This is a genomic window from Pseudomonas sp. 21, assembly GCF_000955805.1.
Lineage (GTDB): Bacteria > Pseudomonadota > Gammaproteobacteria > Pseudomonadales > Pseudomonadaceae > Pseudomonas.
This window is the reverse complement of the sequence record NZ_JYOA01000004.1, coordinates 310213-324311: the sequence shown is the minus strand read 5'-3', so window position 1 is coordinate 324311 and position 14099 is coordinate 310213. Positions and strand designations below refer to the sequence as shown.

Annotated in this window: 12 protein-coding genes; 5 read left to right on the top strand and 7 right to left on the bottom strand. The window is 64.1% G+C overall.

The window, feature by feature from the left end; all coding sequences use genetic code 11:
* Positions 1–210 precede the first annotated feature (210 nt).
* Positions 211–2115: a M14 family metallopeptidase gene (locus UB43_RS11160; RefSeq protein WP_045210594.1), complete on the top strand. Its 1905-nt coding sequence runs from the start codon at positions 211–213 to the stop codon at positions 2113–2115.
* Positions 2116–2204: 89 nt separating this feature from the next.
* On the opposite strand, the gene UB43_RS11155 is transcribed toward UB43_RS11160, so the two are convergent.
* The 6 genes from UB43_RS11155 to UB43_RS11130 form a co-directional block, all read right to left on the bottom strand.
* Entirely contained in the window at positions 2205–2558 is a 354-nt protein-coding gene (locus UB43_RS11155) for a DUF86 domain-containing protein (RefSeq protein WP_045210592.1), read from the bottom strand.
* On the bottom strand, positions 2551–2841 hold the full coding sequence (locus tag UB43_RS11150; protein WP_045210590.1) for a nucleotidyltransferase family protein: 291 nt from the start codon (positions 2839–2841) through the stop codon (positions 2551–2553). The genes UB43_RS11155 and UB43_RS11150 overlap by 8 nt, the downstream gene beginning before the upstream one ends.
* A gap of 87 nt (positions 2842–2928) precedes the next feature.
* A complete protein-coding gene (locus UB43_RS11145) occupies positions 2929–5778 on the bottom strand; it encodes a valine--tRNA ligase (protein WP_045210587.1) in 2850 nt (949 codons plus the stop codon).
* Positions 5779–6050: 272 nt separating this feature from the next.
* Positions 6051–6422 carry a hypothetical protein gene (locus UB43_RS11140; RefSeq protein WP_045210585.1) on the bottom strand — a complete coding sequence of 124 codons (372 nt, stop codon included), beginning with the start codon at positions 6420–6422 and terminating at the stop codon, positions 6051–6053.
* A 21-nt stretch (positions 6423–6443) separates the two neighbouring features.
* The gene (locus tag UB43_RS11135; protein ID WP_045210583.1) at positions 6444–6872 is read right to left on the bottom strand and encodes a DNA polymerase III subunit chi; all 429 of its coding nucleotides are present in this window, start codon (positions 6870–6872) and stop codon (positions 6444–6446) included.
* 34 nt (positions 6873–6906) lie between these two features.
* The gene (locus UB43_RS11130) at positions 6907–8397 is read right to left on the bottom strand and encodes a leucyl aminopeptidase (RefSeq protein ID WP_045210580.1); all 1491 of its coding nucleotides are present in this window, start codon (positions 8395–8397) and stop codon (positions 6907–6909) included.
* A 190-nt stretch (positions 8398–8587) separates the two neighbouring features.
* On the opposite strand from UB43_RS11130, the gene lptF reads away from it, so the two are divergent.
* Together lptF and lptG are read left to right on the top strand one after the other, a co-directional pair.
* Entirely contained in the window at positions 8588–9712 is a 1125-nt protein-coding gene (gene lptF / locus UB43_RS11125) for an LPS export ABC transporter permease LptF (protein ID WP_045210578.1), read from the top strand.
* Positions 9705–10772, top strand: coding sequence for an LPS export ABC transporter permease LptG (gene lptG / locus UB43_RS11120; RefSeq protein ID WP_045210576.1), 1068 nt, complete (start codon positions 9705–9707; stop codon positions 10770–10772). The genes lptF and lptG overlap by 8 nt, the downstream gene beginning before the upstream one ends.
* 120 nt (positions 10773–10892) lie before the next feature.
* Here the strand turns inward: lptG and UB43_RS11115 are convergent, their stop codons facing one another.
* Entirely contained in the window at positions 10893–11408 is a 516-nt protein-coding gene (locus tag UB43_RS11115) for an RDD family protein (RefSeq protein WP_045210574.1), read from the bottom strand.
* Positions 11409–11569: 161 nt separating this feature from the next.
* On the opposite strand from UB43_RS11115, the gene UB43_RS11110 reads away from it, so the two are divergent.
* A complete protein-coding gene (locus tag UB43_RS11110) occupies positions 11570–13117 on the top strand; it encodes a cyclic diguanylate phosphodiesterase (protein ID WP_045210571.1) in 1548 nt (515 codons plus the stop codon).
* 587 nt (positions 13118–13704) lie between these two features.
* Positions 13705–14094 (top strand): type IV pilin protein, encoded by a 390-nt coding sequence (locus UB43_RS11105; RefSeq protein ID WP_045210568.1) that lies wholly within the window; start codon positions 13705–13707, stop codon positions 14092–14094.
* The last annotated feature ends 5 nt before the right edge of the window (positions 14095–14099 follow it).

Sequence of the window (14099 nt, the reverse complement as noted above, 5' to 3'; positions counted from 1 at the left end):
TGGAAGGGGCAGGGTGCGCTGATCTTCGGGCAACTGCCTCGGCGATCCAAGCGAGCATTCTTCGCAAGGTCATTCCTTCGAGGAATGCATGGGCCGTCGTAGAGCGGGCGCGACGACGAACCGCGCTGGCATTTCACCAGGTTTGACTATGGTTGATGCACGGACGCACCTGCGTCCGCAGGACGTTTTGCTGCAGAAGGAGAGCCTCCCATGTACCACCTCTCGTCCCGAGCGCTGCTCGCCGGCCTGTTCGCCACCTCCAGCCTGCCCCTGTACGCCGCCCTGCCTTCGGCGCCGGGGTATGTCGATGACAGCGGCTACGGCGCCGCGGCCAAGACCCGCATCCTCCCGGCGATGTTCGAGCAGAAGCTCACCAGCACGAAGTACATCGCCAAGGCCGACAACCCGCTGATCACACTGGCCGAATCCACTGGCTTCAAGCAGACCTCCGATTACCACCAGACCCGCGCCTGGCTGCAGAAGCTGGCGGATGCTTCCGGCGGCGCCATCAGCCTGAGCGACCTGCCGGAGAACAGCGCCACCGGCGAGCCGATGCTGCTGGTGACCGCCAGCCGCGAGGCGGACAAGTCGGCAGCGGGGCTGAACAAGTCCGGCAGGCCGACCCTCTTCGTCGAGGCCGAAATCCACCCCGGCGAGGCCAACGGCAAGGACGCCATGTTCATGCTGCTGCGCGACATGACCACCGGCGACAAGCCGCTGGCCGGGCTGCTGGACAAGGTCAACATCCTCTTCATCCCCACCGTGAACATCGACGGCGACCTGCGCCGCAGCCCGTACGGGCGGATCAACCAGAACGGCCCGGAAGTCACCGGCTGGCGGGTCAACGGCCTGAACTACAACCTCAACCGCGACTTCACCAAGCTCGACAGCGCGGAAATCCGCAACGTCGCCTCGGTGTTCAACCAGTACGACCTGAGCTTCTTCGCCGATACCCATTCCACCGACGGCGCCATGTACCCCTACGACAGCTCCTATTGCCACAACGGCAACGGCTGGTCGCCGGCCTCCAGCGAGTGGATGGACAAGGTCATGCGGCCGCCGGTGTACAAGGAGCTGGAAGGCGATGGGCATGTGGTCCACGAGTGCATCAGCTTCAACGACAACCAGGACCCGACCAAGGGCTATTACCCCTATCGCACGGACCTGGCGCGCTTCTCCAACCAGTACGGTGACATCCGCAACGTGCCCTCGATCCTCATCGAGCAGCACGCGCTGCATCCCTACGAAACCCAGGTGCTGGGCAACTACGTGATGCTCAAGGCGATGTTCCAGGTGATCGGCGACAACGCCGAGTCGCTCAAGCAGGCGATTGCCAAGGACCGCGAGCGCCTGGCCGCGCAGAAGGACGTGATCCTCACCTGGAAGCCCGGCAAGGAGCAGCAGACGCCCTTCACCGTCGGCGACTACCGCTACGAGGAGTCGCCGATCACCGGGAAGAAGACCATCGTCTGGAGCAACAAGCCCAAGCAGCTGAACGTGCCGATCAGCGACAACTCGGTGCCGGACCTGGTGGTGAAGCGGCCGAAGCAGTTCGTGGTGCCGGTGCAGTGGAGCGAGGTGATCGCCCGGCTGAAGTCCCACGGCATCCAGATGAAGACCCTGGACAAGGCCACGCCCATCGAGGTGACCCTGCAGCGCATGGACAACATCAAGCTGGCCGGCGGCTTCGAGCCTGACCGCGCCGCCACCAACGAGATTCCCGGCTACGAGGGGCACCTGCTGGTCAGTGGCGTCGGCAAGCCGTTCCAGCGCCTGCAGACCTACCCGGCGGGCTCGGTGGTGATCGACACCGACCAGCCGCTGGGCGTGCTGGCGATCAACCTGCTGACGGCGGAGAGCCCGGACTCGTTCTGGTCCTGGGGCTTCTTCAACTCGACCCTGGTGGTGGCCGAGGAACCCGAGGAGTACGTGATGGAGCCAATGGCGCGCAAGATGCTTGCCGAAGACCCGAAGCTCAAGGCCGAGTTCGAGAAGAAGCTCAAGGACGACAAGGCCTTCGCCAAGGACGCCCAGGCGCGCCTGCAGTGGTTCTTCCAGCGCACGCCGTTCCATGACGCGAATGCCTACGTGTATCCAGTGGGGGCGGTGTACTGAAGAAATCTGTAGGAGCGAGCTTGCTCGCGAACGCTCTGGCTTGGGAGTTGGGGCGGTTCGCGAGCAAGCTCGCTCCTGCATGAGGCGGTTCAGGGATGTTGCTGGCGTAGCGCTCGTAGTTGCACGGGCAGCTTCGGAACTTCATCGCGGACAATGCTCCACAGGGTATCGTTGTCGATGCCCAGGTAGCCATGGATCAGGCGATTGCGAGTGGCGACAAGCATGCGCCATGGAACTTGCGGATGCGTTTGGCGCGTTTCTTCGGGGATGCGCGTTGCCGCTTCGCCAATGATTTCCAGATTGCGTACTGTTGCGTCGTAGACCAGCGGGGTGTCGATGAACGCCTGTTGGTCCAGCCCTGCGCAGTACGTGAGCACTTTTTCTGCGCAGCTGATCATGTCGTCGATGTAGAAATGCCAGACCCGCTCCGGTCGTTCAGACATTCACCGCCTCCGCTTCGATGAACGGGCGCAACTCGGGCCGCAGAGCCTTCTCGGTGACAAGGTCGACTGAGCTCCCCAGCAAATCCTCCAGATAGAATTGCACGCCAAAATAGCGCTCGGAGGTGGCAGGTCCGTCGAAGGCAATCAGGATGTCGATATCGCTGTCCGGCCGAGCATTATCGCGGACGGTGGAGCCGAACAACGCGAGGCGAACGACGCCGAAGCGGTGCGCCAGTTCCGCCTTGCTGTTCTCCAGCAATCTGAGGGTCATTTCGCGACTCATCGTAACCTCCACCAATGTCTTGCCATTGGCTGAAGTTAGCACAGCTGAAAAGCACAAGGCCCGCTTTCGCGGGCCTTGTGCTGGCACTTACAGGCTGGCGATCTTCTCGCGCTGCTGGATCAGGTTGGTCACCGCCTGCTCGGCTTCGGCCAGCTTGGCGCGTTCCTTCTCGATCACTTCCGGCGGGGCCTTGGCGACGAAGCCTTCGTTGGACAGCTTGCCGCCCACGCGTTTGACTTCGCCTTCCAGGCGCTGGATTTCCTTGTCCAGGCGCGCCATCTCGGCAGCCTTGTCGATCAGCCCGGCCATCGGCACCAGCACCTGCAGGTCGCCGACCAGCGCGGTGGCGGACATCGGCGGCTCTTCGCCTTCGTCCAGCACGCGGATGGTCTCGAGCTTGGCCAGCTTCATCAGCAGCGGCTCGTTGTCGGCCAGGCGGCGGTGGTCTTCGGGGGATGCGTTGTTCAGCACCAGGTCGATGCGCTTGGCCATGGAGATATTCATCTCGCCACGGATCTGGCGGATGCCCAGCATCAGCGCCTTGACCCACTCGATGTCGCCTTCGGCGGCGGCGTCGATCTTCGCCTCGTCGGCAATCGGCCAGGGTTGCAGCATCAGCGTGTCACCGGACTTCGCGGCGGCGCCCTTGATGCGCTGCCAGATTTCCTCGGTGATGAACGGCATGAACGGGTGCGCCAGGCGCAGGGCGGTTTCCAGCACGCGTGCCAGGGTGCGACGGGTGCCGCGCTGACGCTCGATCGGCGCGTTCTCGTCCCACAGCACCGGCTTGACCAGTTCGAGGTACCAGGCGCAGTACTCGTCCCAGATGAACTCGTAGAGGGCCTGGGTGGCCAGGTCGAAGCGGAAGGCGTCGAGCTGGCGCGCCACTTCGATCTCGGTGCGCTGCAGGGCGGAGATGATCCAGCGGTCCACCGAGGACAGCTCGACCGGCTCGCCATTCACGCCGGTGTCCTTGCCGTCGGTGTTCTCGATGACGAAGTTGGCGGCGTTCCACAGCTTGTTGCAGAAGTTGCGGTAGCCCTCGACGCGGCCCATGTCGAACTTGATGTCGCGACCGGTGGACGCCAGCGAGCAGAAGGTGAAGCGCAGGGCGTCGGTGCCGTAGCTGGCGATGCCCTCGGGGAACTCGGCCTTGGTCTGCTTGGCGATCTTTTCGGCGAGCTTGGGCTGCATCATGCCGCTGGTGCGTTTTTCCAGCAGCTCGTCGAGGGTAATGCCATCGACGATGTCCAGCGGGTCGAGCACGTTGCCCTTGGACTTGGACATCTTCTGGCCCTGGCCGTCGCGCACCAGACCGTGGACGTAGACGGTCTTGAACGGGATCTGCGCGGTGCCATCGCCATTCTTGATGAGGTGCATGGTCAGCATGATCATGCGCGCCACCCAGAAGAAGATGATGTCGAAGCCGGTCACCAGCACGTCGGTGGGGTGGAAGGTCTTCAGGTAATCGGTCTGCTCCGGCCAGCCGAGGGTGGAGAAGGTCCACAGGCCCGAGCTGAACCAGGTGTCGAGGACGTCTTCGTCCTGGCGCAGGTTGGCGTCGCCCAGGTTGTGCTTGGCGCGCACTTCGGCCTCGTTGCGGCCGACGTAGACGTTGCCGGCGTCGTCGTACCAGGCCGGGATGCGGTGGCCCCACCACAGCTGGCGGCTGATGCACCAATCCTGGATGTCGCGCATCCAGCTGAAGTACATGTTTTCGTACTGCTTGGGCACGAACTGGATACGGCCGTCTTCCACGGCGGCGATGGCGGGTTCGGCCAGCGGCTTGGTGGAGACGTACCACTGGTCGGTCAGCCACGGCTCGATGACGGTGCCGGAGCGATCGCCCTTGGGCACTTTCAGCGCGTGGTCGTCGACCTTGTCGAGCAGGCCGGCGGCTTCGAAGTCGGCGACGATCTGCTTGCGTGCGACGAAGCGGTCGAGGCCGGCATAGGCGGCGGGCAGGCTGGCGTCGAACTCGGCGTTGACGCTGCCGTCGAGCTGGAACACCTGGGCGGTGCCGAGCACGGCGGCGTTCTTGTCGAAGATGTTGATCAGCGGCAGGTTGTGGCGCTTGCCGACTTCATAGTCGTTGAAGTCGTGGGCCGGGGTGATCTTCACGCAGCCGGTGCCGAACTCGCGGTCGACGTAGTCGTCGGCGATGATCGGGATGCGGCGGCCCACCAGCGGCAGGTCGATGAAGGTGCCGATCAGGGCGGCGTAACGCTCGTCTTCCGGGTGCACGGCGACCGCGCTGTCACCCAGCATGGTTTCCGGACGGGTGGTGGCGACGATCAGGTGGTCCTTGCCGTCGGCGGTCTGGTTGCCGTCGGCCAGCGGGTAGCGCAGGTGCCAGAGGTGGCCCTTCTCGTCGTGGTTCTCCACTTCGAGGTCGGAAATGGCGGTGTGGAACTTGGTGTCCCAGTTGACCAGGCGCTTGCCGCGGTAGATCAGGCCGTCCTCGTGCAGGCGCACGAAGGCTTCCTTGACCGCTTCGGAGAGGCCGTCGTCCATGGTGAAGCGCTCGCGCGACCAGTCCACGGAGGAGCCCAGGCGACGAATCTGGCGGGTGATGGTGCCGCCGGACTGGTCCTTCCATTCCCAGACCTTCTCCAGGAACTTCTCGCGGCCCAGGTCATGACGGGCGATGCCCTGCGCGGCCAGCTGGCGCTCCACCACCATCTGGGTGGCGATGCCGGCGTGGTCGGTGCCCGGCTGCCACAGGGTGTTGCGGCCCTGCATGCGGCGGTAGCGGATCAGCGCGTCCATGATGGCGTTGTTGAAGCCGTGACCCATGTGCAGGCTGCCGGTGACGTTCGGCGGCGGGATCATGATGGTGTACGGCTCGCCGGAACCTTGCGGGGCGAAGTAGTTCTCTTTCTCCCACAGGGGATACCAGTGGGATTCGATGGCGTGGGGCTGGTAGGTCTTGTCCATGAGCGCGGCGGGACCCTGATAAGGCTAGACGGAAAACCGCTGAGTATAACGGGAGGCGGGGCGCTCAGGCCACCGGCGCGGATGGATGCCTGCCCGGCTTGGGCACAGGCTCCATCGCTTGCGCCTGCGTGGGAGCGGACTTCGTCCGCGATTGGGCCCCGACCGCTCGGAAATCGGGACGTACCGGTAGGAGCGGGCCATGCCCGCGATCGCGCGCGTGGCGCGCTCCTGCAGGTTGGCTCCGTCGTTTCCGTTTACACAGGAGCGGGGAGTCAGGGTTTGCGCTGGGCCAGCAGGCGCTGCATCCGCGCTTCCAGGCGGCGCTGCAGCTCGGCTTCGATCTGCGGGGCGAAGTCGTCGATCACATCCTGCAGGATCAGTTGAGCGGCAGCGCGCAGCTCCAGGTCCAGGCGGTTCAGCTCGCCGGCGGCAGGCGAGGTCTGCGGCGCGGCAGGCTGGGCGGACGCAGCCTCCGGCGCCTGGGGCGCGGGCGTGACGACGTCGGAGAGCAACGGAATGTTGTCCGGCTCGAAGGATTCGGTGAGCAGGGGCGGCTCGGCGCCCGACTCGTCCAGCAGGTCCTGGATCTTCTTCAGGTCTTCCAGCAGGTGGTCGGGGTCGTGCGGAGGCTTGTGGTTGTCCATGGTGTCTTGGCTGAAACGCTCTCAAGGACGCGGCAGGCGGTGGTCCTGCAAAGGATAGCCCTGCTCGCGGTAGCGACGGAAATTCTCCCGCGCGGCCTGACGAATCGCCGGTTCCTCAATCACCAGCTCGGCAACCCGGTTGAAGCGGTCGACGAAGGCGGGAATGGCCAGGGTGAGGTTGATCAGCAGGTCCCGGTGGCTTTCCGGCGGCTCGCCGAGGGCGAGTACGATCGGCGAGTCGGCATCTTCTTCCACCGCGTTGTGTGGGATGAAGGTTTCCCCCCGGAAGTTCCATAGCCGGGCGTCCAGCGCCTCGCGCTGGGCCTCGTCGCTGCACAGCACGAAGATGCGCATGCCTTGCCGCCAGGCCTTTTCGGCCAGGCGGCAGGCGATGGTCAGGCGTGCGTCGGGATCGGCGCTGGGAATGACGTAGAAATCCACACGCGTCATGCGTTCGATCCCATCGGCAGGTTGCACTGTGCCATTACTTGGCGCGGTCCAGCAGGTACTGGGTCAGCAGCGGGACCGGGCGGCCCGTGGCGCCCTTGTCCTTGCCGCCGCTGATCCAGGCGGTGCCGGCGATGTCCAGGTGCGCCCAGTGGAACTTCTTGGCGAAGCGCGACAGGAAGCAGCCGGCGGTGATGGTGCCGGCCTTCGGCCCGCCGATGTTGGCGATGTCGGCGAAGGGGCTGTCGAGCTGTTCCTGGTATTCGTCGAACAACGGCAGTTGCCAGGCACGGTCGTCGGCGACTTCACCGGCCTTGAGCAGTTGCTTGACCAGCGCGTCGTTGTTGCCCATCAGGCCCGAGGTGTTGGAGCCCAGGGCGACGATGCAGGCGCCGGTCAGGGTGGCGATGTCCACCACGGATTGCGGCTTGAAGCGCTCGACGTAGGTCAGCGCATCGCAAAGTACCAGGCGGCCTTCGGCGTCGGTGTTGAGGATCTCGACGGTCTGGCCGCTCATGGTGGTGACGATGTCGCCCGGACGGGTGGCGCCGCCGCTGGGCATGTTCTCGGCGCAGGCCATGACGCCCACCAGGTTGATCGGCAGTTGCAGTTCCAGCACGGCGCGGAAGGTGCCGAACACGGAGGCGGCGCCGCACATGTCGAACTTCATCTCGTCCATGCCCAGGCCGGGCTTCAGGCTGATGCCGCCGGTGTCGAAGGTGATGCCCTTGCCGACCAGCACGTGCGGGGCCTCATCCTTCTTCTTCGCGCCGTTGTATTGCAGCACGATCAGGCGCGGCGGCTGGTCGCTGCCCTGGGCGACGGCGAGGAAGGAACCCATGCCCAGCTCGCGGAGTTTTTTCTCGTCGAGGACTTCGACCTTCAGGCCTTTGTATTCCTTGCCCAGCGCCTTGGCCTGCTCGCCGAGGAAGGTCGGGTGGCAGAGGTTTGGCGGCAGGTTGCCCAGGTCGCGGGTCAGGGCCATGCCGTTGGCGATGGCCTGGGCTTCTTTGGCGCCCTGTTCGACAGCGGCGGCGTCGGCCTTGTCGGCGAGCAGGGTGATTTTCTTCAGCTTCGGCGCTTCGGCCTTCTGGCTCTTGAAACGGTCGAAGACGTAAGTGCCGTCGGCCAGGGTTTCCACCTGCAGGCGGGCCTTGCCATGGGCATTGCGGCCTTTCACGGCCAGGTCGCCCAGGGCCAGGACGGCGTCGGCGCCGCCCAGGTTCTTCAGATTGCCGAGGACGGCGGAAACCAGTTTGCGGTAGGCGCGGTCGGAGAGTTCGCGCTCTTTGCCGGCACCGACCAGCAGGACGCGCTCGGCCTTAAGGTTGGGCAAATCTTGCAGCAGTAGAGTCTGGCCCACCTTGCCTGCCAGATCGCCACGCTTGAGCAGGTTGGCGATGGCACCGCCGGTGGCTTCGTCGACGGCCTTGGCGCTGGCGCCAAGCTTGCGGCCTTCGCCCACGGCGATAACCAGGGTGGCGGTCTTGAGAGTTTCCGGACGTACGCTTTTTACAAGGAATTCCATGGCTGAGTGTCCCCGGGACAAAGAGCAGAATGGTCTGCGAATGAAGATGGACTGCGCAGTGACAGGCCTGGCGAATCGCAGGATAATGCCGGCTATTTGCGCTGGGTCGCGTCCGCGCGCACCCGGCAATGCTTCACGGCGGCTAGTTTGAGCGTAGCCGCCTGAGCGTGACAACCCTGGAGTGTCCGGTTTGATTGTCTTCCGTTACCTGTCCCGTGAAGTGCTGATCACCATGAGCGCGGTGAGCGCCGTGCTGCTGGTCATCATCATGAGCGGCCGTTTCATCAAGTACCTGGCGCAGGCGGCCCAAGGCCTGCTCGATCCGGGTTCGCTGTTCATGATCATGGGCGTGCGCCTGCCGGGCTTCCTGCAGCTGATCCTGCCGCTGGGCCTGTTCCTCGGCATTCTGCTGGCCTATGGCCGCCTGTACCTGGACAGCGAGATGACCGTGCTCACCGCCACCGGCATGAGCCAGCAGCGCCTGCTGGCCATCACCCTGGCGCCGGCGCTGTTCATCGCCCTGCTGGTGGCCTGGCTGAGCCTGTGGCTGGCGCCCCAGGGCATCACCCAGATGCAGCTGCTGCTGAACAAGCAGGACGCGATGACCGAGTTCGACACCTTGGCGCCGGGGCGCTTCCAGTCGATGCGCGATGGCACGCGGGTGACCTATACCGAGACCCTGGCCAACGAGCGGACCGAGCTGGGCGGGGTGTTCATCTCCGACAAGAACCGCCCGCGCAACGGCAAGGACGGCGGCACTTCGGTGCTGGTCGGCACCACCGGCGTGCAGGAAATCCATGCCGATGGCAGTCGCTACCTGATCCTCAAGGACGGCTATCGCTACGACGGTACGCCGGGCCAGGCCGATTACCGCGAGATCAAGTACGACACCTACGCCGCCTTGCTGCCCAAGCCGGAAGTGAGCAGCGAGATCGACGACCGCGACGCCATCCCCACCTCCGACCTGCTGGGCAGCGATGATCCGCGCATGAAGTCCGAGCTGCAGTGGCGCCTGTCCATCCCACTGCTGGTCTTCGTGGTGACCGTACTGGCCGTGCCGCTGTCGCGCGTCAACCCGCGCCAGGGCCGCTTCCTCAAGCTGCTGCCGGCCGTGCTGCTGTACATGGCCTACCTGGCGCTGCTGATCGCCGGGCGTGGCATGCTCGACAAGGGCAAGATCCCCATGGGCCTGGGCCTGTGGTGGATCCACGGGATATTCCTGGCCATTGGCCTGTTGTTGCTGTACTGGGAGCCGCTGCGTCTGAAGCTGGCCGCCAAGCGAGCGAAGTCGGGCGGAGTGCTGAAGCATGCGTAAGCTGGATCGTTACATCGGCACCACCGTCTTCGTTTCCATTCTCGCGGTACTCGGGGTGATCCTCGGGCTGGCCGAGCTGTTCGCTTTCGTCGACCAGTTGGGGCAGATCGACGAAAGCTACACCCTGACCGAGGCTCTCAAGTTCGTCCTGCTGACCGCGCCGAGTCGTGGCTACGACATGCTCCCGATGGCGGCGCTGATCGGCTGCCTGGTGGGCCTGGGCACCCTGGCCAGCAACAGCGAGCTGACCATCATGCGCGCCGCGGGCGTGTCGCTGCAGCGCATCGTCTGGGCGGTGATGAAGCCGATGCTGGTGCTGATGTTCGCCGGCATCCTGGTGGGCGAATACGTGATTCCCTACACCGAAACCGCTGCCCAGAGCGGTCGCGCCCTGGCCCAGAGCGGCAACGGCTCGCAAAGCTCGAAGTCGGGCCTGTGGCACCGCCAGGGGCATGAGTTCATCCATATCAACGTGGTGCGCCCGGATGGCGTGCTGCTGGGCGTGACCCGCTACAACTTCGACGACAATCGTCGCCTGCAGACCGCCAGCTTTGCCCGTCAGGCGGTGTTCGAGAACAACCAGTGGCAGTTGCAGGACGTGACCACCTCGGTGCTGCACGCTGCGGAAAAGCGCAGTGAGGTCGTGAGCAAGCCCAGCGAGACCTGGAACATCCAGCTCAGCCCGCAGCTGCTCAACACGGTGGTGATGGAGCCGGAGGCGCTGTCGATCACCGGCCTGTGGAGCTACATCCATTATCTGCAGGACCAGGGCCTGAGCTCCAACCGCTACTGGCTGGCGTTCTGGACCAAGATCCTGCAGCCGCTGGTGACTGCCGCACTGGTGCTGATGGCGATCTCGTTCATCTTCGGCCCGCTGCGCAGCGTGACCCTCGGCCAGCGCGTGTTCACCGGCGTGCTGGTGGGCTTCACCTTCCGCATCGCCCAGGACCTGCTCGGTCCGTCCAGCCAGGTGTTCAACTTCCCGCCGCTGCTGGCGGTACTGGTGCCGGCGGCGATCTGCGCCTTCCTCGGCACCTTGCTGTTGAAGCGGGCCGGATAAGCCTTGTAGGAGCGAGCTTGCTCGCGAACCTCTCGGCTCCGAGTGGATTTTGTTCGCGAGCAAGCTCGCTCCTACACAAAGCAAAAAGCCGGCAATCGCCGGCTTTTTTGTGGGCCGGGGTCAGCCCCGGCCTTGCGTTGCCTTGCGCACCGCCTTGGGGATCTGGATCACCACGCTTTCCGAGTAGCGGTCCTGCCAGGTGCGCTTGTCCTTGTCCCAGAGCATCCAGAGGAAGCCCAGGCCGGCGCAGCCCCAGGAGGCAATGGCGATGACGAAACGCAGCAGCGCCTGCATCAGGGTGATGCGCGTGCCGTTGGCGTTCTGCACGCGAACGCCCCAGACCTGCATGCCCAGGGTCTGGCCGCTGTGGGTCCAGAACTTCGCGAAGAAGGCGAACACGCTGATGAACAGCAGGCTGGACAGCAGCGGGTCGCCGGTCAGCGCGCCCTGGTCGGCCAGCATCCGCAGCTTCTCGCTGCCATAGATCAGGCGCAGGAAGCCTTGCTGGTAGACCAGCGTCACCACCATCAGCAGGGCCACGCAGAGCAGGAAGTCGTAGAACATCGCGGCAAAGCGACGGAGGAGCGTGGCGGGCGGGAAGTCTCCCACGGGCTGGAGCTGCTGCGGCTTGGACATGAGCGTCTTCTGTGGCGATCAGGATGGATGGGGCGGGGATTATACGGATTCCTCCGCGCGGCGCCCGACGGCGGAGGCTGTTCTAAGCTCTATCCACGCCACTGCCGGTGAGGGAGTGGCAATGCGTCGCAGGTCGCGGCGCCGTCGAGCAAGGAACAAGGATGCCGCTTCGCAGCTACACCCGGCGCCGGCTGCTGCCCCGCCTGGTCTTCTCCCTCTCCATGGCGCTGCTGCCGCTGCTGCTGGGCAGCGCCATCATCTATTGGCAGGCCTTGCGCTCCCTGAGCGTCGAGGCGCGTACTGCTTCGAACGAGGCCGTGCGGCTGTTCGACGTGATGCTGGGTAATGCGGCAGGGGCCGCCCAGGTGGCTTTGCTGCATGTGGATGAGGGCTGCGACGATGCGACGCTCGTCCTGCGCGAACAGGTGGCGGTGGTGCCGTTCGTCCGGTCGGTCAATCTGACCCGCGACGACCACATCTATTGCACCTCGCTGTTCGGCGACTTCGAGGCGCCGCTGGATTCGAGCCTGTATGTCGCCGGGCGGCTACGGATGATGGCCGGTAACGAAATCACGCCGAACTACGCGCTGTTGATCCTGCGTCGGGTCGAGGGGCGCTACGGCGCACTGGCGACGGTGGACGGCCGGTACCTGAGCAACACGCTGCAACTGGTCGATCAGCGCAGCGACCTGCAGTTGCAGGTCGGCCGGCAGTGGATGGACGAGGAGGGCCGGGTGTTCGACGGCCAGCCCGCCCGGCTGCCGCTGGGGCACGTCGAGCTGACCTCCGAGCGATTCCCCTACAAGGTCATCGGCGGCTTCCCCGAAGGCGCGCAATGGCGGCATATCCACGAGGATGCGTTGCCCTTGGTGGCGCTGATGCTGATGTTGGGCGGAGCGTCGGGCTTGGCCTGTTACTGGCTCTGGGGGCGTTCGGCGACGCCAAGCCTGGAGCTGGAACGCGCCTTGCTCGCCGGGGAGTTCGTGCCGTACCTGCAACCGCTGGTCGATGCCCGGGATGGCCGCTGGGTGGGCGCGGAGGTGCTGATGCGCTGGGTTCATCCGCGCGAAGGCATGGTCGGCCCCGACCTGTTCATCCCCATGGCCGAGCGCTCCGGGCTGATCGTGGCGATGACCCGCGACCTGTTCCGCCAGGTCGCCGACGGGCTGGCTCCGCACGGGCATCTGCTGGGCGAGGGCTTCCACCTGAGCTTCAACATCAGTGCCCGGCATTGCACGGAGCCGGGGTTGTTCGGTGATTGCCGCGACTTCCAGGCGCGCTTCCTGCCCCATCGACCGGAGCTGACCCTGGAGCTGACCGAGCGCGAGCTGATCGTTTCCAGCGAGGTGACTGATGAGCTCTTCGACAACCTGCATGGCCTGGGCGTCAAGCTGGCCATCGACGACTTCGGCACCGGCAATTCCAGCCTCGCCTACCTGCATCGCTTCAAGGTGGATGCGCTGAAGATCGACAAGAGCTTCGTGGCGATGATCGGCGTGGATGCGCTGTCTTCGCACGTTCTGGACAGCATCGTCGAGCTGTGCGGCAAGCTGGACTTGATGATCATTGCCGAGGGCGTGGAAACCGAGGAGCAGCAGGATTACCTCGCCCTGCGTGGCGTGGAGGTGCTGCAAGGGTACCTCTTCGATCGACCGATGCCGCTGACGGCATTTGTCCAGGCTCTGCAGGGACGATCATTCGGGGGCTGATGCTTGCTTGCCGTGCCTGGTGCGGTGAGTGGTGCGGCGCGTCGGGAAATTTTCCGGCCTGTGGAGCGGTGGGTGAGCGCCGGCTGTTCCTGTCCGGGAATTAATTGACTCGATAGTTAGCTGATGAATAGCCGGATAAATATAGTCTTAAAGATGTAATAAGTTCTCGTTCGTTATTGCGAGGTGGCTGCTTTTTAATAGGTTATCAGTGCTGATGTTGTTAACTTGAAATGCACTATCGCGAGTTTGATTTTACTTTTTTTTCACAACTTCTTCATGTGTATTTTATAAATGGGACGGTTGTTCTTGAAGTTGCTGTTGGGCGGCCTTGAGTGTGTATCGTTTTGATGCGGAATCGCCTGATTCACGGGGCTTGCACGCCAGTACAGGGTTTCGTTAAGAGGCTCTGATCCAGAGCGCTGATGGTATTTTGGCGCCCTGGATATGGCTAAATTTTCGTTGGCTAGTTTTATATATGCCGATATGCCGGCGACGACTGGTATTGAATTATCTATTCGACGGGGTGGCGATTCGCCATTTAGCTAATAGAGTCTTTGAGAAAGGCCCTGGCAAAGAGAGTCTCGATAATGCCCGTTAGTTCCCGCGGTTTTACCCTGATCGAATTGATGGTGGTGGCGGCGATAGTGGCGATCCTGGCTGCAATTGCTTACCCCAGCTATCAGCAGTACATCATCCGGGGCAAGCGGTCCGCGGCCCAGGCGCAGATGATGGACATCGCCAATCGCCAGCAGCAGTACCTGCTGGCCAATCGTGCCTACGCCAGCAAGACGCAGCTGGAAGGCGGCGGCTATGCGCTGCCCAGTGAGGTGTCGGGCGACTACAGCTACGACATCACCGTGGGCAGCGGCACACCGCCGACTTTCACCATCACCTTCACGCCAGGCGGAGCACAGGCCAGCGACGGCAACCTGACCCTTGGCAGCGACGGCACTCGGACGCCATCGGCGAAGTGGTGATCGAC

Bases quoted from the DNA above. Each gene is read 5' to 3' on its own strand.
- UB43_RS11160 (WP_045210594.1), top strand. From the start codon at position 211: ATGTACCACCTCTCGTCCCGAGCGCTGCTCGCCGGCCTGTTCGCCACC.
- UB43_RS11140 (WP_045210585.1), bottom strand. From the start codon at position 6,422: ATGGACAACCACAAGCCTCCGCACGACCCCGACCACCTGCTGGAAGAC.
- lptG (WP_045210576.1), top strand. From the start codon at position 9,705: ATGCGTAAGCTGGATCGTTACATCGGCACCACCGTCTTCGTTTCCATT.
- UB43_RS11150 (WP_045210590.1), bottom strand. From the start codon at position 2,841: ATGAGTCGCGAAATGACCCTCAGATTGCTGGAGAACAGCAAGGCGGAA.
- UB43_RS11115 (WP_045210574.1), bottom strand. From the start codon at position 11,408: ATGTCCAAGCCGCAGCAGCTCCAGCCCGTGGGAGACTTCCCGCCCGCC.
- UB43_RS11130 (WP_045210580.1), bottom strand. From the start codon at position 8,397: ATGGAATTCCTTGTAAAAAGCGTACGTCCGGAAACTCTCAAGACCGCC.
- UB43_RS11135 (WP_045210583.1), bottom strand. From the start codon at position 6,872: ATGACGCGTGTGGATTTCTACGTCATTCCCAGCGCCGATCCCGACGCA.
- UB43_RS11105 (WP_045210568.1), top strand. From the start codon at position 13,705: ATGCCCGTTAGTTCCCGCGGTTTTACCCTGATCGAATTGATGGTGGTG.
- UB43_RS11110 (WP_045210571.1), top strand. From the start codon at position 11,570: ATGCCGCTTCGCAGCTACACCCGGCGCCGGCTGCTGCCCCGCCTGGTC.
- UB43_RS11145 (WP_045210587.1), bottom strand. From the start codon at position 5,778: ATGGACAAGACCTACCAGCCCCACGCCATCGAATCCCACTGGTATCCC.
- UB43_RS11155 (WP_045210592.1), bottom strand. From the start codon at position 2,558: ATGTCTGAACGACCGGAGCGGGTCTGGCATTTCTACATCGACGACATG.